The sequence below is a fragment of the Caenispirillum salinarum AK4 genome, assembly GCF_000315795.1.
GTDB classification, from domain to species: Bacteria; Pseudomonadota; Alphaproteobacteria; order Rhodospirillales; family Rhodospirillaceae; genus Caenispirillum; species Caenispirillum salinarum.
The window spans coordinates 228,949-253,442 of sequence record NZ_ANHY01000005.1; the positions used below are offsets into that span (position 1 = coordinate 228,949).

The window sequence follows — 24,494 nt, forward strand, 5'->3', positions numbered from 1 at the left end:
AATAGCGCTCGGCTCAACATTTCCGGCGGCATGACGATGGTGACGCGGGTCGGTTTTCTTCTGGTTCCCGACTTTTCCATGATGGCGCTGGCATCGGCGAGCGAGCCGCTGCGTGCGGCGAACCTGATCGCCGGACGAACGCTCTACGAGTGCGAGTTGATCGGCCTTGCGCCCGGCCCCGTGACGTCATCGGCCGGGTTTCCGATCCTGCCGGACAAGACCCTCGCCGAAGGGGCGGACGCGCGGGCCTACGACCTCGTCGTGCTCGTGGCGAGCCTGAACGTCCGCCGGCTTCAGCACCAGGCCCTGTTCGACTGGCTCCGCCGGTCCGCCCGGCACGGCAGCCGGCTTGCCGCAGTGTCGACCGGCAGCCTGCTGATGGCGCGCGCCGGACTGCTGGAGGGGCGGCGTTGCACCATTCACTGGGAAATGCTCCGCGACATGCAGGAGGAGTTTCCCGAACTCGCCGTCGAGCGCGCCCTGTACGTCTTCGACCGCGACCGCCTGACGTGCGCCGGCGGAACGGCGTCGCTCGACATGATGCTGGCGTGGATCGCCAACGAACACGGCGGCGACCTGACCGCCGCCATCGCCGAGAATTTTCTCCACACCCGCGTCCGCAACGCGGCCGAGAGCCAGCGAATGGCGGTGCAGTGGCGCTTCAACATCTCCGACCAGCGCCTCGCGCGCGCGATTTCGGTGATGGAGGAAAACATGGAGGAGCCGGTGCCCCCCAGCGCGCTGGCCGACCTCATCGGCGTCAGCCCGCGGCAGTTGGAGCGCCTGTTCCAGAAGGCGTTTAGCAAGTCGCCGGCGCGCTTCTGCCTGGAACTGCGCCTCAAGCACGCCCAGGAGCTGTTGCGCCAGAGCACCGACAGCATTCAGGTCATCGCCCACAAGTGCGGCTTTTCCTCGGCGTCTCACTTCGGCAGGGCCTATCGCGAGATCTTCGATTCCACCCCCGCCAGCGACCGCCGCCCCGTCTGAAACCCCAACACCGCTGCGGGATATGTCGGGCGTGTCGCTCAAGTGACATCCTTTGTCGGGCTCGTATAACGTCCGCGACCAGTAAGAGGCGTATTCCTGTCCCTACAAGGACGCCGGATGAACCGGTGCCGCAGACAGGGAGAAACGCCTTGGAAACCGTGGGCTTCATCGCCGACAACCTGGACCTCATCGCGGCCCTGACCGTGGAGCACGTCTCCATCGTCGGCGTGGCGGTCGGTCTCGCCATCCTGACCGGCGTGCCCATCGGCATCGCCATCACCCAGAACAGGAAGGTGGCCGACGCCGTGCTCTACACGGCCGGCGTGCTGATTACCATTCCCTCGATCGCGCTGTTCGGCGTGCTGATCCCGATCCTGTCGACCATCGGGCACGGCATCGGCTACCTGCCGGCGGTGATCGCGGTGCTGCTCTACAGCCAGCTTCCGATCATCCGCAACACCTACACGGCCATCAACAACGTCGACCCGGCCCTGCGCGAAGCGGCTCGCGGCATGGGGATGCGGCCGCTGGAGCGCCTGCGCCGCGTCGAGATCCCGCTTGCGGTGCCGGTCATCATGGCAGGCGTGCGGACGGCGGTGGTCATCAACATCGGCGTCACCGCCATTGCCGCCTACATCGGCGCCGGCGGGCTGGGCACCCTGATCTCGCGCGGCATCAGCCAGACCGACCCGCGCCAGCTCGTCGCCGGGGCGCTTGCCGTCAGCCTGCTCGCCATCGTCGCCGATTACGCCCTGCTGTGGGCGCAGAAGCGCCTGACCCCCTCCGGCGTCCGCGCCTGACGCCGCCCACGCCAGAAAGCTCCAGGGAAGAGATCGTTCAATGATCACGCTCGACAAGCTCACCAAGGTCTTCGAGACCGCCAACGGCCCCGTTACCGCCGCCGATCACGTGTCCATGGAGGTTCCCGAGGGGGAAATCTGCATCCTGCTCGGCCCCTCGGGCTGCGGCAAGACGACGGCGCTGAAGATGATCAACCGCCTGATCCCCAAGACCAGCGGCAAGATCTTCATCAACGGCCGCGACACCGACGAGCAGAACGTCACCGAGCTGCGCCGCGGCATCGGCTACGTCATCCAGCAGATCGGCCTGTTCCCCAACATGACCATCGTCGACAACATCTGCGTCGTGCCGGACATGCTGGGCTGGGACCGCGCCAAGAGCCGCAAGCGGGCCATGGAACTGCTGGAGATGGTCAACCTGGACCCGGCCGTCTTCGCCAACCGCTTCCCCAAGGAGCTGTCGGGCGGCCAGCAGCAGCGCGTCGGCGTCGTCCGGGCGCTGGCCGCCGACCCGCCGGTGATGCTGATGGACGAGCCGTTCGGCGCCATCGACCCCATCAACCGCGAAGTCATCCAGGACGAGTTCCTCAAGCTCCAGAAGGAATTCCGCAAGACGATCATGTTCGTCTCGCACGACATCGACGAGGCCGTGAAGATGGGCGACAAGGTCGCGATCTTCCGCGCCGGCAAGCTGGAGCAGTTCGACAGCCCCGACAATGTGCTGGCGCACCCCGCCAACCCGTTCATCGCGGACTTCGTCGGCTCCGACCGCACGCTCAAGCGCCTGCGGCTGGTCACCGTCGGACAGGCCATGTTCGACGCGCCGGCCGTGACCGAGGACGACACGCTGGACCGCGCCGCCGGCGTCATGCGCGACCTGGACCACGACTTCGTCGTCGTCACCGACCGCCACGGCCGCCCCGACGGCTATGTCCGCCAGGCCGTCGCCGAGGCCAAGCACGGCACCATCGCCGAGCACCACGCCCGCCTGCCGGTCACCGTCGAGGCCGGACAGGACCTGCGCACGGCCGTCAGCCAGATGTTCACGCACGACGTGACGTGGCTGGCCGTGACCGACAGCCAGGGCCGCTACCAGGGGGTCGTGACCCAGCAGGGCATCACCCACCTGCTCGGCAAGACCTATGGTGCCGCCGCCACGGCGGGCACCGCGGCCGCCGCGGAATAGGGAAGGACACGCATCATGACCACCGCCGTCATCGCCTTCCGCCGGGCGCCGGGACTGCGCCACCTGCTCACCCTGTTGCTGGTCTTCGCGCTCGGCATGGGCGTCCAGGCCTCGGGCCTGGTGACCGACATCATGGACTACTGGGGCGACATCGTCTTCCTGTCGCAGCAGCACATGGTCCTGGTGCTGGTCTCCGGCGGCCTGGCGATCGTCACCGGCGTCAGCCTGGGCATCCTGCTGTCGCGGCCGGCAATGCGCCGCTGGGCCGAGGCCGTCATGCAGGTGCTGAACATCGGAACCACCATCCCGACGCTGGCCGTCCTGGCGCTGTCCATGACGTTGCTGGGCCTGGGCTTCACGCCCGCCGTCTTCGGCCTGTGGCTGGCGACGCTGCTGCCCATCACCCGCAACACCTACCAGGGCCTGCTGGCCGTGCCGCCGGCGCTGAAGGAAGCCGCCACCGGCATGGGCATGGGTTCCGGCCGGATGCTGCTGAAGGTGGAACTGCCCAACGCCCTGTTCGTCATCTTCGCCGGCATCCGCACCGCGCTGGCCGTCAACGTCGGCACCGTGCCGCTGGCCTTCCTGATCGGCGGCGGCGGCCTGGGCGAGCTGATCTTCACCGGCATCGACCTGGCCGAGCCCGGCATGATGCTCGCCGGCGCCATCCCGACCGCCCTTCTCGCCATCCTCGTCGATTTCCTGGTCGGCCAGGGGCAGATGTGGCTGATCCCCCGCGGCGTGAACCCGCTGCGCTGATCCACCACCCCGCACTCACGCACCCACACTACCAAGCAAACCAACAAGAACCCAGACCCGGAGGCTTATCGTCATGAACCTGCTTCGTCCCCTTGCGCTCGCCGCCGGCCTGATGGCCGTCGCCTTCACCGCCCAGGCCCAGTCCGTCGTCGTCGGCGGCAAGAACTTCACCGAGCAGCAGCTCATCTCCGAGATCACGGCCCAGTACCTGACCGAAAAGGGCTACGACGTCGACCGCCGCGCCGGCATGGGGTCCGCCGTGCTGCGCGAGGCGCAGGAAAACGGCCAGGTCGACGTGTACTGGGAGTACACCGGCACCTCGCTGCTCAACTACAACAAGGTCGAGGACCGCGTGCCCGCCGACCAGGTCTACGACACCGTCAAGAAGCTGGACGCCGAAAAGGGCCTGACCTGGCTGCAGCCGTCGGAGGCCAACAACACCTACGCGCTGGCCATGCAGCGCGACGAGGCGGAAGAGATGGGCATCAAGACCCTCTCCGACCTTGCCTCAGCCATGAACGACGGCAAGGACCTGACGCTGGCGTCCAACGCCGAGTGGTACGCCCGCGACGACGGCCTGAAGCCGCTGCAAAAGACTTACGGCTTCGAGTTCCCCCGCTCCGACGTCAAGCGAATGGATTCCGGCCTGACCTATCAGGCGCTGAAGGAGGATCAGGTGGACGTCGCCCTGGTGTTCGCCACCGACGGCCGCATTCGCGCCTTCGATTTCGTGGTGCTGGAGGACGACAAGGGCTTCTTCCCCAACTACGCCATGACCCCGGTCGTGCGCACCGAGGTGCTGGAGGAGATGCCCGAACTGGCCGACCACCTGAACGCCCTGTCCGAGCGCCTGAACGACGACGTCATGTCGACGCTCAACGCCCGCGTCGACGTGGAGAAGGAGACCATCGAGGACGTCGCCGCCGACTTCCTGAAGCAGCAGAACCTTATCTGACCCGCCGAAGGCCCGGCGGGAGCGTCAAACCGCCTCCCGCCGGGCCCAGCCCCGGCCCCGGCCCCGGCCCCGGCCCCGACAAGAACACATGGACCCGAAGCCATGACCCGCGCATCCCCCCACAAGGTCGCCGCCGCGCAGACCAACAGCCGGTTGGCCGACGTGCAGGGCAACCTGGACGACCACCTGGCGATCATCGACGAGGCCCGCGGCAAGGGCGTCCAGACCCTGCTGTTCCCCGAGATGTCCCTGACCGGCCATTCCGCCGGCCCCGACACCCTGGACGTCGCCCTGACGCGGGCGGACCCCGTTATCCAGAGGCTCGCCGAGGCCGCCGGCCCCATGACCACCATGTTCGGCCTGATCGAGGAAGCCCCGGCGGCGCAGTTCCACAACAGCATGTTCGTCGTGCGCGACGGGCGGCTGGTGCACATCCACCGCAAGCTCAGCCTGGCGACCTACGGGAAGCTGGACGACGGCAAGCACTTCGGCCCCGGCCGGTTCGTCGAAACGCTGGACCTGGACACCCGCTGGCGTGCCGGCCTCCTGATCTGCAACGACCTGTGGAACCCGGCGCTGGTCCACCTGGCCGCGCTGCACGGTGCCACCTGCCTGTTCGCCCCCATCAGTTCGGCCCGCGAGGCCGTGGGGGCGGAGTTCGACAACCCCGGCGGCTGGGCGCTCAACCTGCGCTTCTACGCCATGACCTACGGAATGCCGGTCATCATGGCCAACCGCGTCGGCAGCGAGGGCGACCTGACCTTCTGGGGCGGCTCGCGCATCCTCGACGCCTTCGGCAAGACCGTGGCCGAGGCCGAGGGCGAGGCGCCGCAACTGGTGATCGCCGACCTGGACTACGACCGCCTGCGCAAGGCGCGCTACCTGCTGCCGACCGTGCGGGACTCCAATCTGGGGCTCATCCTGCGCGAAACCCACCGCCTGGCCGAAACCATCGGCATCCCCGACATGCTCCGGAGCGAATGATGAAGGACGCCACCCCCTCCGACGCCGCCTACGTGCCCTCGGCCCTGCAGGATTTCCTGCTGTCCGACGAGGATCGCGCCTTCCGCACCGAAGTGCGCGGGATGCTGGCGAGCGCCCTGGCCCCGCTGGCCGACCGCATCGAGAACCAGGACGACTGGTCGGCGGTCAAGCAGGGCATCCGCGCCATCGGCGAGGCCGGATACCTCAAGCTGATGTTCGCCGACCTCTACCGGGGATCGCTCAGCCGGCCCGGCCTGACCCACGCCACCATCCTCTCCGAGGAGGCGGCGGCCATCAACTACGCCTTCGAGACCACCATCGGCTCCGCCCTGTCGGCCGCCTACCCGCTGCACAAGCACGCCCGGCCCGAGGTGCGCGAGCGCTATCTGCCGGGCATTCTGGACGGTTCGGAAATCGGCGCAATCTGCGTGACGGAGCCGGACGTGGGCTCCGACAGCGCCGGCATGAAGACGCGCATCCGCTACGACGGCGCCACCGACGAGTGGGTGATCGACGGCTTCAAGCGCTACATCTCCAACGCCTCGGTGGCCGACACCTACATCGTCTACGGCATCACCGACGACGCTGCGCCGGCGCAGAAGGGCATGACGGCCCTGGTGGTGCCCAAGGAGACGCCGGGCATCAGCTTCCCGCGGCGCTACACGTTCGTCGGCCGACGCGGCTGCGTCGTCGGCGAGGTCCGGTTCGAGGGCGTGCGCGTGCCGGCGGCGAACCTGCTGGGGGACGTAAACGGCGGCTTCCGCATCATGCTCGGCATGTTCAACTTCGAGCGCATCATCCTGTCCGGCGCGGCACTTGGCGTTGCCCGAACGGCCTTCCAGATCGCGACCGACCACGCCCAGACCCGCGTCACCTTCGGACAGAAGCTGGGTTGCAAGCAACTGGTCTGGGACATGATCGCCCAGATGAGCAGCCGCATCGACGCCGCCGAACTCATCACGTATCGCGCCGCCAAGCTCTATGACGCCGGCCTCTCGGGCAAGGACCTCGCCAAGCCCGCCGCCATGGCGAAGCTGACGTCGACGGAAACCGCCTGCTTCTGCGCCGACCGCACCGTGCAGGTTCTGGGCGGCGACGGCATCACCAAGGAATACGGCCGGGCCGAGCAGCTGTTCCGCGACAGCCGGGCGATGCCGATCGTCGCGGGCACCAGCGAGATGGCCAAGTACCTTATCGCCGGAGCCGACATGCCGGCGCTCAAGCCCAACCTGTAGGTCCCGCATGACAGGAAAGATGAAAGCGATGGACATCTCGACCATCTTCGACCAGGCCGTGGAGCGCTATCCTGACCACATCGCGCTTGTTTATGAGGGCCGGCGCTGGACCTACGCCGAGTGGCACGCCCGCGTCAGCCGCTTTGCCCAGGCGCTGGCGAACCTGGGGGTGCGCCAGGGCGACCGGGTGGCGTTCTATGTCTCCACCTCGGAAGCATCGGTGACGACCTACTTCGCGACGCAGATGCTGTCGGCCATCGCCGTGCCCATGAACTTCCGGCTCGCCCCGGCGGAGGTCGACTACATCCTGCGCGATTCCGGGGCCCGCGTGCTGGTCTACGGCCGCGCCCTGACCGACAACGCGCTGGCCGTCGCGTCCGGCCTGAACAGTTGCCACGACTGGATCTCCTGCGCCGATGACCCCGCCGAGGTGCCCGAGGGCCACCACCACTTCGAGGCCCTGGCCGAGCAGACCCAAGCCGACGGGGCGCCTCGCGTGCCGCCGCCGGCCGATGCCCTGTCGGCACTGGTGTACACGTCGGGCACCACCGGGCGGCCCAAGGGCGTCATGCACAGCCACGCCAACGACGTGGCGATCGCCATGAATTGCATCATGGAATACAGGCTGAGCCACCGCGACACGGCCCTGCACATCGCGCCGCTGTACCACGTGGGCGGGATGCAGGCGTACTTCATCCCGCACATGATGGTGGGCGGCACCAACGTGGTGATGGGGCGCTACGACACCCTGAAGACGCTGGAAACGATCCAGGCGGAGGGCATCACCACCCTGTTTGCCGTGCCGACGCAGATCCAGGACATTCTGTTCCACCCGCGGTTCCGCGACTTCAACGTCTCGTCCCTGCGCATGATCACCACCGGCGGGGCCGCCATCGCGGCGTCGACCATGGAGCGTGTCATCACCGAACTGTGCCCCGAGATCTACAACGGCTACGGCATGACGGAGGCCAGCCTGACCCTGCTGCTGCATCCGCAGGACGCGCTGGCGCGGCTGGGGTCCTGCGGCCGGCCGACACTGATCAGCTCGTGCCGGATCATCCGCAACGAGCCCGGCGCCGGTCCCGACGCCATCGTGCCCCCCGGCGAGACGGGGCAGTTGATCGTGCGCGGCCCGCAGGCCATGAGCGGCTACTGGAACAAGCCGGCGGAAACCGCGAAGAAGGTCCGCGACGGCTGGATCTTCACCGGCGACCTGTTCGTCAAGGACGACGACGGCTTCCACTACTTCAAGGGCCGCGCCGACGACATGATCGTCTCCGGCGGCGAGAACATCTACCCGCGTGAGGTGGAGGAAGCGCTCTACCGCTGCCCGGGCGTGCAGGAAGCCGCCGTCGTCGGACTGCCGGACGCGCGCTGGGGCCAGCAGGTGACGGCCTTCGTCGTGCCCGCCGGCGGCATGGCCGAGGACGAGGTCGCCGCCTGGATCAAGTCCAGCGGCCTGATCGCGGGCTACAAGGCTCCGAAGAAGGTGATCTTCCTGGATGTCCTTCCGACCAACCCTTCCGGCAAGGTCGTGAAGCACGAACTGCTGGCGAAATACGGAAAGAGCGAGGCAGCCTGATGCTCAATACAGCCACCACGCCCGCCGACCGCCTGTTGATCGAGCGCGCGGAGGACATCGTCACCCTGACGCTCAACCAGCCGGACACCCGCAACGCCATCACCGATGCCGCCATGGTCGAGGCCCTGGTGAGCGCCTGCGAAACCATCCAGGCCGACGACACGGTCCGCTGCGTCATCATCACGGGCGCCGGCAAGGGCTTTTCCTCCGGCGGCAACGTCAAGCACATGCGCGACAAGGCCGGCCTGTTCGGGGGTGCGCCGGCGCAGCTGCGCGAAAACTACCGCCGGGGCATCCAGCGCGTGACGCGCGCCGTCTTCGGGCTCGACGTGCCGACGATCGCGGCGGTGAACGGCCCCGCCTATGGGGCCGGCTGCGATCTGGCGCTGATGTGCGACATGCGCATCTGTGCCGAAACCGCCGTCTTCGCCGAGAACTTCGTGAAGGTCGGCATCATTCCCGGCGACGGCGGGGCTTGGCTGCTGCCGCGCGCGGTCGGCCGGGCGCGCGCCGCCGAAATGGCCTTCACCGGCGAGCCCATCGACGCCGCCACGGCGCTGGAATGGGGCCTCGTCTCCCGCGTCGTCCCGCAGGACCGGCTGCTGGAGGAGGCCCGGACGCTCGCCGCCCGCGTCGCCGCCAACCCGCCGCAGGCCCTGCGCATGACCAAGCGCCTGATGCGCGAGGGCGAGACGGGATCGCTCGACGGCGTCCTGGAGCTTTCCGCGGCCTACCAGGCGCTGTGTCACCACACGCGCGACCACGAGGAGGCCGTCGCGGCGATCCTCGAAAAACGGTCGCCCTCCTTCTCAGGACGCTGACCGATGACCGACGCTCTCGCCTTCCTGCACGACTGTCGCTTCTCCAACCTGCCCGAGCCCGTCGTCAGGATGGCGGAGCGCTGTCTCCTCGACCTCATCGGGGTGGCGGCGGCCGGCCGCCGGACGGCCCTGTCCGCCATCGTCCACGACTTCGCCTGCCGCCATATGGCGGCAGGCGACGCGGGTGCGCGCCTGCTGCTCGACGGGCGCCGCGTCAGCCCCGCCGGCGCGGCCTTCGCCGGCGCGTCGACCATCGACAGCTTCGACGCCCATGACGGGCACCGGCTGACCAAGGGCCATGCCGGCGTCGCGATCCTGCCCGCCCTGCTCGCCTACGTGGATCACGGCATCCCGGTGACGGGGCGCGAGTTCCTGACCAGCATCGTCGTCGGCTACGAGATCGCCACCCGGGCCGGCATCGCCCTGCACGCCACGGCCGCCGACTATCACACGTCCGGCGCCTGGAACGCCGTCGCCTGCGCCGCACTCGGGGCGCGGCTCATGGGGCTCGACGCCGAGCGGACACGCCACGCGCTCGGTATCGCCGAATACCACGGGCCGCGAAGCCCCATGATGCGCTGTATCGACCACCCGACGATGGTGAAGGACGGCTCGGGATGGGGCGCGCTGGCCGGCGTCTCCGCCGCCTATCTCGCCGCCGAAGCCTTCACCGGCGCTCCCGCCGCGACGGTGGAGGACCCCGCGCAGGCCGACCTGTGGCGCGACCTGGGCACGCGCTGGCGCATCCTCGACCAGTACCTGAAGCCCTACCCGGTGTGCCGCTGGGCGCAGCCGGCCGTGGAGGCGGCGCTGGCCCTGCAACGCCAGGCCGGGCTGACGGCGAACGCCATCACGGCCGTCCGCATTCACACCTTCCACCAGGCGACGCGCCTGGCTGCGCGTGCCCCTGAAACGACCGAGGCCGCCCAGTATTCGACGCCCTTTCCGGTGGCGGCGGCGCTGGTCCGCGGGCGGGTCGGCGCCGACGAGATCACCGGCGACGGGCTGTCCGACCCGAACATCCTGCGCCTGTCGATGGCGACCGAGTTGGTCGACGATCCGGACATGAGCCGCCGCTTCCCGGCCGAGCGCTGGGCGCGTGCCGCCCTCCAGCGGGCGGATGGTCACTGGATCGAAGGCGAGGCCCGCACGGCGCGCGGCGATCCCGAGGCACCGCTCGACTCTGCCGAGATCACGCGGAAATTCCGGGCCCTGGCGCATCCAACCCTGGGACACGAACGGACCGCCCTTCTGGAGGCTGATATCGTCAGCCTGGCCGAGGACGCGACAGACGTGGGCGCGATGACCGAAACCCTGTTCAAGCCGATGCTGCTGCCGGCGTAAGTCGCGACGATGAGTCCAATCATCGTCGCGTATCAGGCGCATCCTCGGCCTCCTTCGGCAGGTCACGGGGATGCGCCTGTCCTTCACCGGCGGGCTTCCCTCTCCCTCCCTCAACACGCGGCCGTGACGATGATCTCCACCAGCAGCCCCGGGTGTGGGTGACCGGCACCTCCGCCATCACCACCCGCGCCGCCCGCAGGCTGCCAGTCGGGGTGTTGAGGCCGTGCAGTCGCTGCTTGTGGGCCTGGTCGGGTTTCTCGAGGTCGCCCTTGTGGGGCAGCTCGATGACGAAGCCCGAGAATCGGCCCGAGGTCCCCTCGCCGACCCGTTGCGCGTCCACCAGGGCGATGCGGGCGTCGGGACACAGTTCGGCGAGGCGGCGGGCGGCGGCGACGCCGACGAAGCCGGCACCCACCACGGCGAAGTCCGCCTCCTGGTCCCCCACCAGCGCCGGACGCGGCGGCGGATCGCCCAGGGCGGCGAACCGGCCGGAGACGCCGCAGAAGCCCGGCAGGCGGACGCCCTTGGCCGCTTCGGCAGAGGCCGGAGCACGCGGCAGGGCGCCCGGCGTGGCGGTGGCATCGGTAAAGACGGTCATGACACCGGGCTCCTTCAGGCGACGTTGCGGCGGGACTGGCCGGCGGCGGCCAGCCACTCGGCGCGGCGGGACTGCGCGGACCGGCCTACCAGGGCGAAGCCGCGAAGGGTGCCGGGGACCGAGGTGCGCAGGCAATCGTCGACGCGGATGCCGCGCCCGACATCGACGCCCGCCGCCCGCGCCAGATCAAGCCGGGGGGCCAGCCCGACGGCGGAAAGGCCGACATCGGCGCGCACTGTCTCGCCGTTCACGGTCAGGACCACGCCGTCCGCGTCGGTGGCGACCGACGACAAGGCGACACCCGTCCGCACCGTCACGCCCGCGTCCTCCAGCCCCGCGCGCAGGGCGGCGGACGCGGTCTCGGGCAGCAGGGCATCCATGAGGCGCGGCGCGCGCTCCACGATGGTCACGACGAGGCCGGCCGCCGCCAGATCGTTGACAAACTCGCAGCCGATGAGGCCGCCGCCGACGATCGCCACATGCCGCGCGCCCTGAAGCCGCGCCCGCAGGCGGGCATGGTCGGCCAGATCGCTGACCGGCAACAGGGCATCGGCCCCGGGGACGGCCAAGCGGATGGGCGCGGCACCCGTCGCCAGCACCAGCGCGCCGTAGGACAGCGGCCCCAGGTCCGTCGTGCAATCTGATCCGCAGCCGCGTCGAGATCGCCCGCGACCTTGCCGGTCGCTTGGCCGACGGTCCCGGCACCGAAGTCTGCAACGACGTTGTCGGCAACCGGTTGACGCTGCGCTTCCACTGGGGCGGCGCTGAGCCGGACGCACTCACGGAGGACATCGCGGCCCGCCTAAACGCCACCGGCACGGTTTTCGTCCGCACCACGCGGTGGAAGGGGCGCACCGTCCTACGGCTGTCGATCACATCGGGTTCTACCAGTGCCGCCACCTGCGAGCGCCTCGTCACACTGATCGGCAATCGGTGGATGGCGGGTCGCGGCGCGACATGATCCGCCGCCCCTCTCCGCTGGCCGCGGCTCCCCCGAGTGGCCGGAGCGCCACATGATACCGCTCGCCCGCCGGGCAACGCACGCATCCCCTCGTTGCAGTCGAGCCCGATGACAGTCGCGGCTGACGCAGATTTATCTTCGCGCTGCGAGAACTTCAGGCGGAGACGGCTTCCATCTTCGGATCATACAACCGGAACACACTGCCTCCGTGTCGCTTGGCCGCGTACATGGCGATGTCCGCGCGATGGACCAGTCGATCCAGGTTCTCTTCTTCACCTGAGTAGAACGCGATGCCCACCGAACCGGCGATCTTTTCTGTCTGGCCGCCCAGATCAAAGGGCTGTGCCAGCGACACCAGGATACGCTCGGCCACGAATTCGATTTCACGGGGCGACACTGACGCGGGAATCAGCACCGCAAACTCGTCGCCGCCGAGCCGGGCCACGGTGTCCGTGGATCGCAGGTACGCCGCGATGCGGTCCCCTGCCTCCTTGAGAACCATGTCGCCGGCCGCATGCCCGAGAGTATCATTGACCTTCTTGAAGCCGTCCAGGTCGATGTACATCAGCGCCATCATGCCCTTGTTGCGGCGGCTCTGCTCGACAGCCTGGACCAAGCGGTCCTGGAACAGGTTGCGATTGGGCAGGCCGGTAAGGGCGTCGAAGTTCGCCTGGCACCAGACATCGTCCTCCTCGCGCCGACGCTCGGTGATGTCTTCAAACAACGCCACATAGACAAAATCACTGCTGCCGGTGCTGCTGATCGGAGCCACCGAGGTATGCAGCAGGACGACCCGGCCGTCGTGACACTTCGACGACACTTCGCCGCGCCAGACCCTGCCCCTCCGAATGGTGCGCCAGAGGTCCTCGTACACCGAAGGCTCGGTTTGCCCCGACCGCATGCTGGCCATGGTCGCACCGACCAGTTTGTCGGCAGGATAGCCCATCAAGTCGCAAAACGGGGGATTCGCGTACTGGATCACGCCGTCATCGCCGAAGATGGTGACTGGTGCCGGACCGCGTTCCACCGCGGTCGAAAGGGTCCGAAGCTGCAGTTCAGCCTGCTTCCGCTCGCGGATGTCGGTAAACAGCAGAACCGTTCCCTGCTCACCAGAGGCCAGCGGGTGGGCATTGAACTCAACCGGCAGAGTGTGGCCCTCGGCGGTCCAGAAGACGGTATCGGTTTCCTGCACCGCTTCGCCGTTGCGGAAGGCGCGGGTCATCGAGCAGGTACGGACATCACGCGGCTGGCCGTCGGGCGTAGCATAATAGATTAGGTCACGCACATGCGCACCAACCAGCGCTTCTCGATCATATCCAAGCAGTTGCCGGGCCATCGGATTGCAGTCAGTGCAGACCCCGTGCCGGTTGATTGCGAGGATACCCTGCCCCGAGGAGTCGATCAGCAGCCGCAGGCGCTCCTCGGCATTCTTGCGTTCGGCATATTGGACCCTTAGTTCGCCCGTCCTCTGCTCTACCAGCACGTCCTGGTGCTCCTTGGCCGAACGGAGGGAAAGGATCTGCTGCCGGACCCGGGCCAAGCCGGCGATGGTTGTGGCGGTGACCAAGAACCAGACCGCCAGGTGCACTGCCAAGGCTTGCTGCTTCGTTTGTTTCTCGGCGGTCAGCAGTTCCGTCGGTGTGAAGGACACACTGAGCCCGCCACGAATGTCGCCCACCTTGTATCCTTGATGCTCGTGGCATGTCATGCAGACCTGCTCGACCATCAGGGGCTTTATGTAGCGAAACAATGGCGTCAAGCCCTCGACCAGTTCGAACCGGCTGGTACTGCCCTGCTCGAACGCCTTCAGGGCCTCGGCTTCCCATGCGTCGGCGAAGTTTCCAGGATTGATCGGCTTAAGGCTTGTCAGGTGGATGGTGGTATCGGACCTGTCGCGGATAAGGTCAGCAAGCTGGCGGGTCATAAAGGCCGGGTTGACCTTGGTCAGGACCATGTTTCCCGGCCCCTCGATTTCCCTATGAGGGTCTTTGAGGTAGGGATTGGGCTGGGTTTCCGGGCCGATGGGCACGTAGACGCCACCGTGGAAGGCGTTCCAGCTTCGCACGGCCTCGACCATGCCTTCGATGTACTTCGCCTGCCCCAGCGCCATGTTCTCGGTATGGAGTTCGGCGGTGCGCCATCCCCACCAGAGCGAACTGCCGACCATTGCCGTCCAAAGCATAAGCGGAATCATCCAATAGCGCCGATCCTCCGCTATTCGGCTGATCAGACCACCGAAAACATCCCATGGATCATTAACATGCTCCTTCCGATGCGCCATGCGCCAAACCTTCCAGCGAACCTGCGAGAACCCCGGGACGTCCGGATAACTCCTTTAGGATGCTTTACACCTAAAGTTTGAGTCCTTTCAACCGAGTATTCTGCGCATGTATTCTTGCGATGAAGGACGGGCGGGATTGGCAAACGACCCCGGAAACGTCGATCCGAATGCCGCCGAAGAACGCGGCCTGACGGCCCCCGACGTGCAGAACTACAAGGACAATCTGGAGGGTCCGCAGCCGGCAATCTACGTCGTGCTTCGCAAGGGAGCGACGCCGCTGGGCTGGTCGCTGCTGCTGGCGACGGCCGACCCGGCGGAGGCGCAGGCGCAGGTGCATGGGAAATGCGGCGACGATCTGCTGGAGGCGGTGGCCATGGCGCCCGAGGTGCGCCATTGGCTGACGTCCTTCGTCGCCCGGCACCATGTCGAGCGCAAACAGTGGAAGCGCCGCCGCGACCGCGTGGATCCGGAAGCCATGGCACCGCGCCCGCCTTCCTCGGCACGGGATATCAAGACGTGACGGACCGCTCGGAAGGCTTTGTCGCCCGATGGTCGCGCCTTAAGACGGAGCGCAATTCCATGCCGCCGGAACAGCATTCGCAAGCTGCGGAGGCTGTTCCAGCGCAAGAGCAGCCGGACGAGGATGACGGCTTTGATCCGGAGACGCGGCCCCCGTTGGAGGCCCTTGACCGGCACAGCGACTATTCCTCCTTCCTCCACCGCAAGGTGCCCGAGGCGCTCCGCCAGGCGAACCGGAAGCCGGTTCCTGACGTGCCGCCCGGTTCCCCTTCCGCCCCCCGAAACCCGAGGACAACCACTATGGTCCGCACTTCCGACCGCAGCGACTTTCCCTGGGGCGTCGCCATCGCGGCCGCCCTCGGCGCCGCCCTCGCAAGCCGGCTCCTGCCGCCGCTGGTGGCGCAGGCCGGCGGTCGGGCACGGCCGGCGGACACCATTGCGCGTTTCGCACGCGATCATGCCGTATTCCTCGACCTGCTTCACCGGATGGAACGGACGAAGAGCCCCCTCCGGCGGGGCCTGCTCTTCGCACGGCTCAAGCGGCGGCTGAGCCCCCATGCCCTAGCTGAGGAGGACGTGATCTATCCAGCCTTGCGCGAAAGGCTCGGCGCCGAGGAAACGACCCGCCGGCTTTATTCCGAGCACGGAGACATAAAAGTCGACCTCTACGCTCTGGAGCACCTTCTGCGGGATGACGCCGGGCAATGGGAGGCCCGCGTGCGGGTCCTGCGAGAACGGGTCGCCCGCCATGCGCGGGAGGAGGAAGAACAGGAGTTCCCGCTCCTGCGGCGCCGCCTCGGGGCTGATGAGCTCTCCCAAATCTCAGGGCGCGTGTCGCGTGAGCCCGCCTTTCTGTTGCAGCCGAACCCGTCCGTCCAATACTTGCTGAATACCCCCGTCACCCAGTCGTGCGGCGCGTCCTCCAGCACCAGGAGAGACCGGCCGCGCCTTGCCCCTGTCCAACCGGTCGCCGGCCCTACCACTCGATGCTGTAGGAGGCACGCGCCGTGGCACCGCGCGCGGCGAGGTGGCTGGTGTTCTGGTTGTTGCGGCGGAGCTGGCCGAAGACCGTGTGGTACTGGTTGTTCAGAAGGTTCTCCACACCCACCCGCAGGGTGCCCGGGCCGGTGTCGAACGCGCTGTACAGATCGACGACGGTGTAGCTCTCCACCTTGCGCCCCCCGAACCCGACGCCATCGTCGAAGGCGTCGTCACGATGGCCGGAGTGCAACGCCTGCAGGCGCAGGTCCCACCAGTCGGTCGGGCTGTATTCGACGTAGCCCGTCAGCTTGATGGGCGGGATACGGTAGCTGTTCAGCGCGATGTAGTCGTCGCCATTCTGCGCCTTCTGCTCACCCTTCAGCCACGTGAATGTGCCGCCGACGCCAAGGCGATCGCTGAACCGGTAGTCGGCCTCGGCTTCCACGCCATAGATGCGCTCTTCGGTCCGGGCCTGGGCGAAGGTGAAGTTCTGCACCGTGACCCGCCCCAGGTCGGAGGTGCTGTAAAAGGCCGCGATGCTGGTGGACAGGTCGCCAAAGGTGCCGCGGGCACCAATCTCGTAGGAATCGGTGATGCGGGGAGCCAAGTTGGCGTTGTCCGCGCCGAAGCCGGCTGGCGCCTGGCGGAGTTGGAGGCCGATATCAGGCAACTCGAACGCTTGCGCGTAGTTGCCGTAGACTTCGATCGTGTCGGTCGGGAACAGGACGGCACCGACGTTGTAGGTCGTCTCGGAGTAGTCAAGGTCGCCAGCCGCGATCCGGTTGCCCTGGCCCAGCGTGGTGAAGGCCGGATAGCTCACGTCCACCCAGTCGTGCCGCACGCCCGCCCGCAGCAGCAACGGGTCCACGGGCGAAAACTCGAACTGACCGAAGACACCGCGGCTCTCCGTGGTCGTCCGGGGCATGAACGTGCGCTTCCCGGTGTTGACGAAGACCGTCCCGCCGGACGCATCGAAGGCGTTGCCGTCAAACGTGTTGACCGGCATCTCGGTTGTCTCGTGATTGAGGTCGGCACCCCACAGGAGGTTGATGTCCAGCCCCTCCGCCACCTCGACCGGTGTATCGATGGTCAGGCGGCCGCCGTAGACCTCGCTGTCCAGGACCGTCTGGGCGATGGCGTTCCATCCGCCGAAGGGACGACCGTCAAAGGGAAAGAAGCGGCTGTTGTAGTCGCGATAGTAGGTCTGCGCGCGGATGCCGCTGCCGAACAGGTCCGCCTTGGAATACTCCAGATTGAGAACCAGGTTATCCGTCGCCGTCTGTTCGTCGAGTTGCAGCCCCTCGATGGCGCGGGCTTTCACGGCCCCGGCCGGGAAGGCATTGACCGCGGGGTCGGACACGTAGTCGGTGTCCTGCTCCGCCGTCATGAAGCTGACGGTTCCCTGGATGCGCTGGTCCCCGAACTCGTAGCCCAGTTTGCCGAGCACGTCGAGCGTGCCGGTATCGGACAGGTCGCCCTGGCTGGGCTCGGGCGGGATGCGGTCGCCCTCGGCGTCGAAGAACCCCTGGGTCTGTTCCGCCGAAACCGACAGGACATAGTCGATGCCGCCGGTTCGGCCGCTCACTTTCTGGTCAAGGCGTGCGCCGAGGGACTCGCTGTCCAGCGTGCTGAGGCTGCTGGTGCCGGCGACGGTCGTTTCGAACACCGGCTGGCCGTCCTGGCCCTTCAGCGTATTGATGTGAATGATGCCGCCGGCCGCTTCGCCGCCGTAGACGGAACTGCCGCCGTGCACCACCTCGATGCTTTCGATGTTGGACGCCGTGATGTTGAACAGGTCGCGCGAAATGTTCCGGTTCGTCGTCATCGGCACGCCGTCGATCATGACCAGGACATTCCGGCCGCGAAGCGTCTGGCCGAAGTTGGTCAGCGTCTGGCTCGTCGGTGCCAGGCCGGGCACGGTCTTGCTCAGAATATCGGCCACGTTCTCGGCTGTCGGCCGCAGGGTCTCGATCTGCTCCCGCGTGATGACCGTGACGTTGCGCGACAGCGTGTCCAGGGCGCCGCCGTCACGGGCGGCACTGACGGTGATCGGCGCCAGCGTCGCCGGCTGGCTGGCGGCGGCCGGCCGCTCGAGGGTGACCCGATCCGGACCCGTGAAGCGGTAGGTGAGCCCGGAGCCCGCCAGCAGTCGGTCCAGCGCCTGGCGCGGCGTGAGGCGCCCCTGAACGCCTTGAGTCCGCAGGGCCTCAAGCTCTGAAGCGTCATAGAAGATTTGCAGGTCGGTGGCGCTGGCCAGGGCCAGCAGGGACTCGTTCAGCTCGCCGGCCGGAATGTCCAGGGCCACCGCGTCGTCGGCCTGGGCCACCTGCCCCGTTCCGGATATGGCCGCGCCGGCCGCTTCACCGGCGGCGGCCGCGGCCACCGGCCAGGCGCCGCCCGCCGCAAGTGCCGCTGCCAGGTACGCCGTCGCCCCGCTCAGCCGCGCCGTCTGCCGGCCCCTCGGGCACGCATTCCGAACCACGTTCGCCATACTGCAGTCTCTCCAATCTCTCACGCCAGACATGTGCGAATGACTGGCATTCGCATCTCTTCGGTCTGTATGACGCGCGGCGCAAGAGAGTCAGTAATCTTGCCGACATTTTTTTTCGGGAAGAGGCGCAGCCGTGCGATGTGCACCTCAGTAGAGGACGGTGATCATGGAGGGAAGACGGAGAGTGCGGGCATCCAGTTCATCGGCAATGACGTCGACGGCATCGTCGAGCCCGTTCAGGCGGAACACGCCGCTCACCCGGCGCTCGGCCAGGGCGGCGTCCAGGACCACGATGCGTTCCGGCCGATAGCGGTTGAGTTCCGCCACCGCCCGGGCCAGGGAGAGCTGGTCGAAGACCAGACGCCCGTGCCGCCATTCGGCGGCCCGTGCGCCATCGATGCGCCGGACTGGGCCGATACCGGTCCCCTCGCCGTGGCGCACGGCCTGGCCGGCGTCGACCACGACTGCCGACGCGCCCTGCCCACCGCCTTCGGCAGTGACCTCCACCCGGTGCTCAAGCACCGCCACCTCGACCGTGTCCTCCTCGTAGGCCCGGACGAGGAAGCGGGTGCCGAGCGCCCTGGCGCGGGTTTCGCCTGCCTCGACGGTGAACGGCCGAGGCGCGCCCGATGCCGGGGCCACCGCAAAGACGGCCTCTCCCCGCAGAAGGGCGACGTGGCGATGGCCGGGGTCGTAGCGGACGGCGATGGCGCTGTCCGTGTTGAGATGGACGGTGCTGCCGTCGGGCAGCGACACGCTCCGCACTTCGCCGACCGCGGTTTGATAGTCGGCGGCGGGGCCGGCAAATCGGTTGAACCCGCCAATGGCCGCCACCATCAGGACAGACGCCGCCAATCCCTGCCACAACCGGCGCCGCGCGACGCGCCGCGGCCGTGCCTTGAACGGCACGACGGCATCGCCACCTCCGTCCGCCGGCACGGCCGCGTCGCTGCTGGAGCCCCCAAGCCGGCCCAGGTCATTCCAGGTGGCTTGCGCGAAGGCATAAGCCGCCCCGTGGCGATCACTTTCGGCGAGCCAGGCTTCCAGGGCCCGCGTCTCGGCCTCGGACAGCGGCCCCCTTTCGGCCCGGACCACCCAGGCGGCAGCCTCTTCATGGATGTCCCGGCCCTGGGTCTCCCCTTCGATCATGTCCCCATCCATTCAGCGGCGTTTCGTGCTGGCAACGGCGGTCTGGTTCTACCTGTCCGTAAGACGCTCGACAGGCGCCGAAACCTTACTTCAAAAAAATAATAATCCCTCAGTCGCACGGCGCTTCGATCCGACGCATCGCATGCAGCAGGGCCTTCGCCAGGTGTTTCTGCACCGAGCTTTCGGAAATGCCGAGGAACTCGGCGACTTCGGCATACGTCAGTCCGTCGATCCGGTTCAGGGTGAATATCTGCCGCGTCCGTTCCGGCAGGTCGGCGATCGCCTGGCGTAGCAGCATCAGCCTCTGTTCGGCATCCAGCGCCTGATCAATGGGCACGGCCTCATCGGCGATCGCATGAAGATCTTCGACCGGCATTATCACGGTCTGCCGGCGCCCGTGGCGACGGAAGTGGTCGATCACCAGATTGCGCGCGATTCGATACAGGTAGGCGCGAACGTTGCTCAGATCCGCCGTCGGCGGCTGCTGAACAAGGCGGACGAACGTCTCCTGCAGCAGGTCGGCGGCGGTATCGCGGCAGGAGACCTGCCGCGTCAGGTAAACTTCAAGCTCCCGTCGATGCGCCAGGAACAGCGCCCTTACGTCCCGGTCCGGCACCACCCGCCTCCGCCTGTCGACTCTGCCGCAGATACGCTAAAAGGGCTGCGAATGCGTATCAAATTCATAATTCGGGCCCTTCAAGGTCGGGCAGAGAGGGGGATGCACAACGGTCGCCCGTATACCGGATCGCTGATGACCCGGCTGTCTATGCCGAAGACCTCGCGCACCGTCGCCTCGGTCACCAGGTCGTCCGGCGTCCCGGTCGCCTGCACCCGCCCGTCCTTCAGAAGGACCATGAAGTCGGCGTAGCGCGCCGACAGGTTGAGATCGTGCAGGACCACCACCACTGTCTTCTTCATGTCCCGGTTCAGCCGCCGGACCAGGTCCAGGCACTGCAACTGGTGGGCGACATCCAGGTGGTTGATGGGCTCGTCCAGGCAGATGATCGGCGTGTCCTGGGCCAGAACCATGGCCAGCCAGACCCGCTGCCGCTGCCCGCCCGACAGGGTGTCCAGGCGTCGCTCGAGAAGGGGCGCCAGGTCCGTTGCCTCCACGGCGGCCTCCACGGCCCGGGCGTCGGCGTCCGTCCACTGGCGGAGGAACCCCTGGTGGGGAAAGCGTCCCATCTTGACCAACTCGAAGACGCTCAGTTCGTCGGGAGCGCTGGCGTGCTGGGCGAGCAGAGCCATGCGACGCGCCAGTTGCCGCTCGCTCAGGGTCATGATGTCGTCCTGCCCGACGGCGACCATTCCGGCTGACGGCCGCAGCATCCGGCGAATGGTCGCCAGCAGGGTGGACTTGCCGCAGCCGTTGGGACCGGCCAGAACCGTCACCTGCCCGCGCGGCAGGACCAGGTCGATCCCCTTCAGGACCGGCGTTGCCCCGTAGCTGACGGAGATGTCGGCCAGGGTGACGGCGCTATCCATGGGTCGAGCCCTTCCGCGTCAGGAGGTACAGGAGGTAGGGGCCGCCGACCAGCGCGGTCACGGCGCCCGCCGGAACCTCGATCGGCGCGAAAAGCGCGCGGACGATAAGGTCGGCGCTCAGGACCAGGGCGGCGCCGATCAGCGCGGTGCCGACGAGGCCGGCGCCCGTGGGGCGGCCCAGCAGGGCAGTCGCCAAGTGCGGCGCCATGAGCCCGACGAAGCCGATGCCGCCAAGGAAGGAGACGGCGGTCGCCGTCAGCAGCGCGGCGAGGACGAACAGGCCGAGACGGTTGAGCGGATTGCCGACGCCGAGACCGTGGGCCGAGATCTCGTCCAGGTCGAGGACGTTCATGCGCCGCGTCACCAGAGCCGCCACCCCAAGAAGCAGGACCGTCAACACCCCCGCGATGCGCACCTCCATCCAGTCGACGCCGTCAAGCGCTCCCGCCAGCCAGCGGGTCGCCTGACTGGCGCGATAGACGGGCCCGGTGACCATGAGAAGCGTGATCGCGGCCTTGGCCAACGCCGCCACCGCCACGCCGTAAAGGATCAGGCGAACCGGCGCCGTCCGCTGCTCTCGCGACAGCCAGAAGACGAGGCCGAGGAACACCACCGCCCCCAGGGCCGCCGCCGCCGGCTGCCAGTGAATGCTCACCATCAGGGAGTCGTCGGCATCGCTGAACAGGATAAGGAACAGCAACACCGCGACGCCACCGCCGTCGACGATCCCCAGCACCGTCGGCGACGCCAGTGGATTGCGCGTCGCCCGCTGCAGGAGCAGTCCCGCCACGCCCAGGCAGGCGCCGGCCAGGACGGCCATCAGCGCGCGCGGAAGCCGGAAGTCGACGACGATCAGGGTGTCCATCTCCGCCCCAGCACCGACCAGGGCGGCCAGGATCCGAGACAGCGGAATCCATGTACTTCCGAGGGCCACGGAGGCAAGCGCCAGCGCAGCGACCAGCCCCGCCAGTACGCCCACCAGGGCCAGCGCGCGCGGCCGGTACATCACCTGAAGCAGGCCCAGGCGCGCCGGGCGGTGCGACCCGATCATGCCAGCCCCCGGCGCAGCAGCCACAGCAGCACGGGGCCGCCGATCAGGGCGGTGATCGCTCCGACCGGAGCCTCGTCTGGGAACAGGACAAGCCGGGCGAGTATGTCGGCGCCCAGGCCGAACACAGCGCCAGCCACGGCAGCGAAAGGAACCAGCCGCGCATGTCCGGGGCCGACCATCCAGCGCGCGGCGTGCGGCACCACCAGGCCGATGAAGCCGACGGGCCCGGCGACAGCGACTGCTCCGCCCGTGAGGGCCGCCACGGCGGCGAACGCCATGGCCCTGAGACGCGCCGGCGAAATGCCGAGCCCGGCCGCCGTGCGGTCATCAGTCGCCAGAACATCCAGCGACGGCGCGAGCACGAGAGCGGCGGCGAAGCCGGCAGCCAGCAGCCCGGCGTTGGTCCAAAGCAGGTCCAGCGGCCTGTCGGCGAAGGCCCCGGCGAGCCAGAACAGCAGCGTTTCGAGGGCCGCTTCCTCGGTCGTCAGGATCACCTGGGTAAGCGACCCGAGCAAGGCCGTGAGCGTGATCCCCGCCAGCACCGTCCGCGCCGGCGACATGGGACCGTGCGCCGCCGAGATCAGGTAGATCACCACGGCAGCCGCCAGGGCCCCGGCGACGGCGGCGCCCGACACCAGCACGAGCGCGGTGCCGCCGACCAGGCTGACGAAGATTACCACCGCCAGCGCCGCGGCCGCGTTCAGGCCGAGGATGTCGGGGGCGGCGATGCGGTTGCGGGTCAGCGTCTGGACCAGGACCCCGGCAACGGCCAGGGCGGCCCCCACCGTCGGCGCCGTCAGCGTGCGCGGCAGCCTCAGGTCGCGGATGACGTGGTGGGCCGGACTGCCGTTGAAGGCGGTCAGCGCCGCCCACGCCTGTCCCGGCCCATAGGTCGTCAGGCCAATACACAGGCTCGCCACCGCCAGGATCGCCAGCGAAACCGTGGCGGCGATCCAGGGCCGAGCAAGAGGCGGGCGGGAGGAACCGGCAGAGAAAGCCATGACGTATCGCGATTGAAAATGATTCGCGTATCCTCTAGCACTTGGCCGGAATGGTGTAAATCCGCAGGAGAGTGTGCGATGGAGAAAATGCGGCGCCTTCTGGTGCTCGTGCTGGTGGTGTCGGCATTGGCGTCGGCGCCGGCCGCGGCGCGCAGCGTCAGCCATGCCATGGGCGAAACGGAGGTGCCGGACACGCCCCGCCGCGTCGTCGTGCTGACCAACGAGGGCACCGAGGCACTGCTTGCCCTGGGCGTGAAGCCCGTAGGGGCGGTGCGGTCGTGGCTGGGCGATCCGTGGTACGAACATATCGCACCGCGCATGAACGGAGTCATGATGGTGGGGACGGAACATGCGCCCAACCTGGAGGTGATCGCCGCGCTGAAGCCGGACCTCATCATCGGCAACAAGTTGCGCCAGGAGGCGATCTACCATCAGTTGTCGGCGATTGCGCCGACGGTCATGTCCAATGTTCTAAGGGGCGCCTGGCAGGACAACATGCGCCTCTACGCCGATGCCCTGGGCCTGGGCACCGCCGGACAGCAGCAACTCGATGCCTTTGATGCGCGTGCCCGCGACCTCGCGGAAGCCCTGGGGCCTCGCCTCGACGAGGCCGTTTCCCTGGTCCGGTTCATGCCGGGCACGGCGCGCATCTACTACAAGGACAGCTTTGCCGGAGGCATTCTGGAGCGGGTGGGCTTCGCACGACCCCAGCCCCAGGACAAGGACGCCTTCGCCGATCAGGTGATCAAGGAGCGGATTCCTGACATGGACGGTGACCGGCTCTTCTATTTCGTCTTCGACACTGGCGACGGCACGGCGTCCGAAGCCGCGGCGGACTGGATGCGCGAACCGCTGTGGAAATCCTTGTCCGCCGTCCAGGCTGGTCGCGTGCACGAGGTCTCCGACGCCACCTGGAACACGTCGGGGGGCATCATTGCGGCGCGCATGATGCTCGACGACCTGGAGCAGATCTACGGACTCGAGTAGCGGAGGTCCCTGCACGGCGACGCACTCAACCTGCGTGCCCATACCAACGGGACCGGAGCAACGGTGGAGGTCGCCACCCTCCCGCCGGTCGTGGCCGACCGCAGCCAATGCTGCGAGTGTTCCAGAACGTGATCGGCGGTGCCTTGAAAGACAAGGCTTCCGGTTGTCCGCTGCGCGTCGTCATCGGCGGTTTCCGCTACGCCGCCGGGATGGCGTGGTTGCGGGGGTGTGATTAAGCCGAGACTACAACTGAAAACACCCCAGCCTGTTTCCAAGCCGGGGCGTTGACATGTTGGTTGCGGGGGCAGGATTTGAACCTGCGACCTTCAGGTTATGA

Annotated in this window: 22 protein-coding genes and 1 pseudogene; 14 read left to right on the top strand and 9 right to left on the bottom strand. The window is 67.8% G+C overall.

Annotation, left to right across the window (positions count from 1 at the left end; translation table 11 throughout):
* Positions 1–30 precede the first annotated feature (30 nt).
* From C882_RS06275 to C882_RS06320, 10 genes are all read left to right on the top strand, one after another.
* On the top strand, positions 31–987 hold the full coding sequence (locus C882_RS06275; RefSeq protein WP_009539733.1) for a GlxA family transcriptional regulator: 957 nt from the start codon (positions 31–33) through the stop codon (positions 985–987).
* A 158-nt stretch (positions 988–1,145) separates the two neighbouring features.
* On the top strand, positions 1,146–1,787 hold the full coding sequence (locus tag C882_RS06280) for an ABC transporter permease (protein ID WP_322090745.1): 642 nt from the start codon (positions 1,146–1,148) through the stop codon (positions 1,785–1,787).
* A gap of 40 nt (positions 1,788–1,827) precedes the next feature.
* On the top strand, positions 1,828–2,973 hold the full coding sequence (locus C882_RS06285) for an ABC transporter ATP-binding protein (protein ID WP_009539735.1): 1,146 nt from the start codon (positions 1,828–1,830) through the stop codon (positions 2,971–2,973).
* 15 nt (positions 2,974–2,988) lie between these two features.
* The gene (locus C882_RS06290; protein WP_009539736.1) at positions 2,989–3,732 is read left to right on the top strand and encodes an ABC transporter permease; all 744 of its coding nucleotides are present in this window, start codon (positions 2,989–2,991) and stop codon (positions 3,730–3,732) included.
* Positions 3,733–3,805: 73 nt separating this feature from the next.
* Positions 3,806–4,687, top strand: coding sequence for a glycine betaine ABC transporter substrate-binding protein (locus C882_RS06295; protein ID WP_009539737.1), 882 nt, complete (start codon positions 3,806–3,808; stop codon positions 4,685–4,687).
* A 102-nt stretch (positions 4,688–4,789) separates the two neighbouring features.
* A complete protein-coding gene (locus C882_RS06300; protein ID WP_009539738.1) occupies positions 4,790–5,671 on the top strand; it encodes a nitrilase-related carbon-nitrogen hydrolase in 882 nt (293 codons plus the stop codon).
* Positions 5,668–6,906: an acyl-CoA dehydrogenase family protein gene (locus C882_RS06305; RefSeq protein ID WP_201448341.1), complete on the top strand. Its 1,239-nt coding sequence runs from the start codon at positions 5,668–5,670 to the stop codon at positions 6,904–6,906. Before C882_RS06300 ends, C882_RS06305 begins: the two co-directional genes overlap by 4 nt.
* A 28-nt stretch (positions 6,907–6,934) precedes the next feature.
* Positions 6,935–8,488, top strand: a complete 1,554-nt coding sequence (locus C882_RS06310) for a class I adenylate-forming enzyme family protein (protein ID WP_009539740.1) — start codon at positions 6,935–6,937, stop codon at positions 8,486–8,488.
* Positions 8,488–9,309, top strand: a complete 822-nt coding sequence (locus C882_RS06315; protein ID WP_009539741.1) for a crotonase/enoyl-CoA hydratase family protein — start codon at positions 8,488–8,490, stop codon at positions 9,307–9,309. Before C882_RS06310 ends, C882_RS06315 begins: the two co-directional genes overlap by 1 nt.
* A gap of 3 nt (positions 9,310–9,312) precedes the next feature.
* Complete coding sequence (locus C882_RS06320; protein ID WP_009539742.1) at positions 9,313–10,653, top strand: MmgE/PrpD family protein; 1,341 nt, start codon at positions 9,313–9,315, stop codon at positions 10,651–10,653.
* 19 nt (positions 10,654–10,672) lie between these two features.
* Here the strand turns inward: C882_RS06320 and C882_RS06325 are convergent, their stop codons facing one another.
* Positions 10,673–11,251: an FAD-dependent oxidoreductase gene (locus C882_RS06325; protein WP_009539743.1), complete on the bottom strand. Its 579-nt coding sequence runs from the start codon at positions 11,249–11,251 to the stop codon at positions 10,673–10,675.
* Positions 11,252–11,265: 14 nt separating this feature from the next.
* Positions 11,266–12,030, bottom strand: a complete 765-nt coding sequence (locus C882_RS06330; protein WP_083875716.1) for an FAD-dependent oxidoreductase — start codon at positions 12,028–12,030, stop codon at positions 11,266–11,268.
* On the opposite strand from C882_RS06330, the gene C882_RS24960 reads away from it, so the two are divergent.
* Positions 11,937–12,212, top strand: coding sequence for a hypothetical protein (locus C882_RS24960; RefSeq protein ID WP_160166771.1), 276 nt, complete (start codon positions 11,937–11,939; stop codon positions 12,210–12,212). The two genes, C882_RS06330 and C882_RS24960, sit on opposite strands and share 94 nt — an antisense overlap.
* 154 nt (positions 12,213–12,366) lie before the next feature.
* Here the strand turns inward: C882_RS24960 and C882_RS06335 are convergent, their stop codons facing one another.
* Positions 12,367–14,493 carry a diguanylate cyclase domain-containing protein gene (locus C882_RS06335; protein ID WP_009539745.1) on the bottom strand — a complete coding sequence of 709 codons (2,127 nt, stop codon included), beginning with the start codon at positions 14,491–14,493 and terminating at the stop codon, positions 12,367–12,369.
* A gap of 136 nt (positions 14,494–14,629) precedes the next feature.
* Between C882_RS06335 and C882_RS25390 the strand changes: the two genes are divergently transcribed.
* A complete protein-coding gene (locus C882_RS25390; RefSeq protein WP_009539746.1) occupies positions 14,630–15,013 on the top strand; it encodes a DUF3305 domain-containing protein in 384 nt (127 codons plus the stop codon).
* Positions 15,010–15,738 (top strand): annotated as a pseudogene (locus tag C882_RS25790) (DUF3306 domain-containing protein); the annotation flags it as partial. The gene C882_RS25390 and the pseudogene C882_RS25790, both read left to right, overlap by 4 nt.
* A gap of 250 nt (positions 15,739–15,988) precedes the next feature.
* Here the strand turns inward: C882_RS25790 and C882_RS06350 are convergent.
* From C882_RS06350 to C882_RS06375, 6 genes are all read right to left on the bottom strand, one after another.
* Entirely contained in the window at positions 15,989–18,484 is a 2,496-nt protein-coding gene (locus C882_RS06350; protein WP_201448342.1) for a TonB-dependent siderophore receptor, read from the bottom strand.
* Positions 18,485–18,631: 147 nt separating this feature from the next.
* On the bottom strand, positions 18,632–19,633 hold the full coding sequence (locus C882_RS06355) for a FecR family protein (protein WP_009539748.1): 1,002 nt from the start codon (positions 19,631–19,633) through the stop codon (positions 18,632–18,634).
* Positions 19,634–19,742: 109 nt separating this feature from the next.
* Positions 19,743–20,249 (bottom strand): RNA polymerase sigma factor, encoded by a 507-nt coding sequence (locus C882_RS06360; RefSeq protein ID WP_043644027.1) that lies wholly within the window; start codon positions 20,247–20,249, stop codon positions 19,743–19,745.
* 80 nt (positions 20,250–20,329) lie between these two features.
* Positions 20,330–21,118 (bottom strand): ABC transporter ATP-binding protein, encoded by a 789-nt coding sequence (locus C882_RS06365; RefSeq protein WP_009539750.1) that lies wholly within the window; start codon positions 21,116–21,118, stop codon positions 20,330–20,332.
* The gene (locus C882_RS06370; RefSeq protein ID WP_009539751.1) at positions 21,111–22,169 is read right to left on the bottom strand and encodes a FecCD family ABC transporter permease; all 1,059 of its coding nucleotides are present in this window, start codon (positions 22,167–22,169) and stop codon (positions 21,111–21,113) included. Before C882_RS06370 ends, C882_RS06365 begins: the two co-directional genes overlap by 8 nt.
* Positions 22,166–23,170, bottom strand: coding sequence for a FecCD family ABC transporter permease (locus tag C882_RS06375; RefSeq protein WP_009539752.1), 1,005 nt, complete (start codon positions 23,168–23,170; stop codon positions 22,166–22,168). The genes C882_RS06370 and C882_RS06375 overlap by 4 nt, the downstream gene beginning before the upstream one ends.
* Positions 23,171–23,248: 78 nt before the next feature.
* Here C882_RS06375 and C882_RS06380 point away from each other — a divergent pair, with 78 nt between their 5' ends.
* Positions 23,249–24,157, top strand: a complete 909-nt coding sequence (locus C882_RS06380; protein WP_009539753.1) for an ABC transporter substrate-binding protein — start codon at positions 23,249–23,251, stop codon at positions 24,155–24,157.
* The last annotated feature ends 337 nt before the right edge of the window (positions 24,158–24,494 follow it).

What these genes read in the sequence shown, in the direction of transcription:
- C882_RS06335 (WP_009539745.1), bottom strand. Translation starts at nt 14,493, where the DNA reads ATGGCGCATCGGAAGGAGCATGTTAATGATCCATGGGATGTTTTCGGT.
- C882_RS06365 (WP_009539750.1), bottom strand. Translation starts at nt 21,118, where the DNA reads ATGGATAGCGCCGTCACCCTGGCCGACATCTCCGTCAGCTACGGGGCA.
- C882_RS06355 (WP_009539748.1), bottom strand. Translation starts at nt 19,633, where the DNA reads ATGATCGAAGGGGAGACCCAGGGCCGGGACATCCATGAAGAGGCTGCC.
- C882_RS06370 (WP_009539751.1), bottom strand. Translation starts at nt 22,169, where the DNA reads ATGATCGGGTCGCACCGCCCGGCGCGCCTGGGCCTGCTTCAGGTGATG.
- C882_RS06320 (WP_009539742.1), top strand. Translation starts at nt 9,313, where the DNA reads ATGACCGACGCTCTCGCCTTCCTGCACGACTGTCGCTTCTCCAACCTG.
- C882_RS06350 (WP_201448342.1), bottom strand. Translation starts at nt 18,484, where the DNA reads ATGGCGAACGTGGTTCGGAATGCGTGCCCGAGGGGCCGGCAGACGGCG.
- C882_RS06380 (WP_009539753.1), top strand. Translation starts at nt 23,249, where the DNA reads ATGGAGAAAATGCGGCGCCTTCTGGTGCTCGTGCTGGTGGTGTCGGCA.
- C882_RS06305 (WP_201448341.1), top strand. Translation starts at nt 5,668, where the DNA reads ATGATGAAGGACGCCACCCCCTCCGACGCCGCCTACGTGCCCTCGGCC.
- C882_RS06290 (WP_009539736.1), top strand. Translation starts at nt 2,989, where the DNA reads ATGACCACCGCCGTCATCGCCTTCCGCCGGGCGCCGGGACTGCGCCAC.
- C882_RS06275 (WP_009539733.1), top strand. Translation starts at nt 31, where the DNA reads ATGACGATGGTGACGCGGGTCGGTTTTCTTCTGGTTCCCGACTTTTCC.
- C882_RS06295 (WP_009539737.1), top strand. Translation starts at nt 3,806, where the DNA reads ATGAACCTGCTTCGTCCCCTTGCGCTCGCCGCCGGCCTGATGGCCGTC.
- C882_RS06310 (WP_009539740.1), top strand. Translation starts at nt 6,935, where the DNA reads ATGGACATCTCGACCATCTTCGACCAGGCCGTGGAGCGCTATCCTGAC.
- C882_RS06375 (WP_009539752.1), bottom strand. Translation starts at nt 23,170, where the DNA reads ATGGCTTTCTCTGCCGGTTCCTCCCGCCCGCCTCTTGCTCGGCCCTGG.
- C882_RS06315 (WP_009539741.1), top strand. Translation starts at nt 8,488, where the DNA reads ATGCTCAATACAGCCACCACGCCCGCCGACCGCCTGTTGATCGAGCGC.
- C882_RS06325 (WP_009539743.1), bottom strand. Translation starts at nt 11,251, where the DNA reads ATGACCGTCTTTACCGATGCCACCGCCACGCCGGGCGCCCTGCCGCGT.
- C882_RS06285 (WP_009539735.1), top strand. Translation starts at nt 1,828, where the DNA reads ATGATCACGCTCGACAAGCTCACCAAGGTCTTCGAGACCGCCAACGGC.
- C882_RS06300 (WP_009539738.1), top strand. Translation starts at nt 4,790, where the DNA reads ATGACCCGCGCATCCCCCCACAAGGTCGCCGCCGCGCAGACCAACAGC.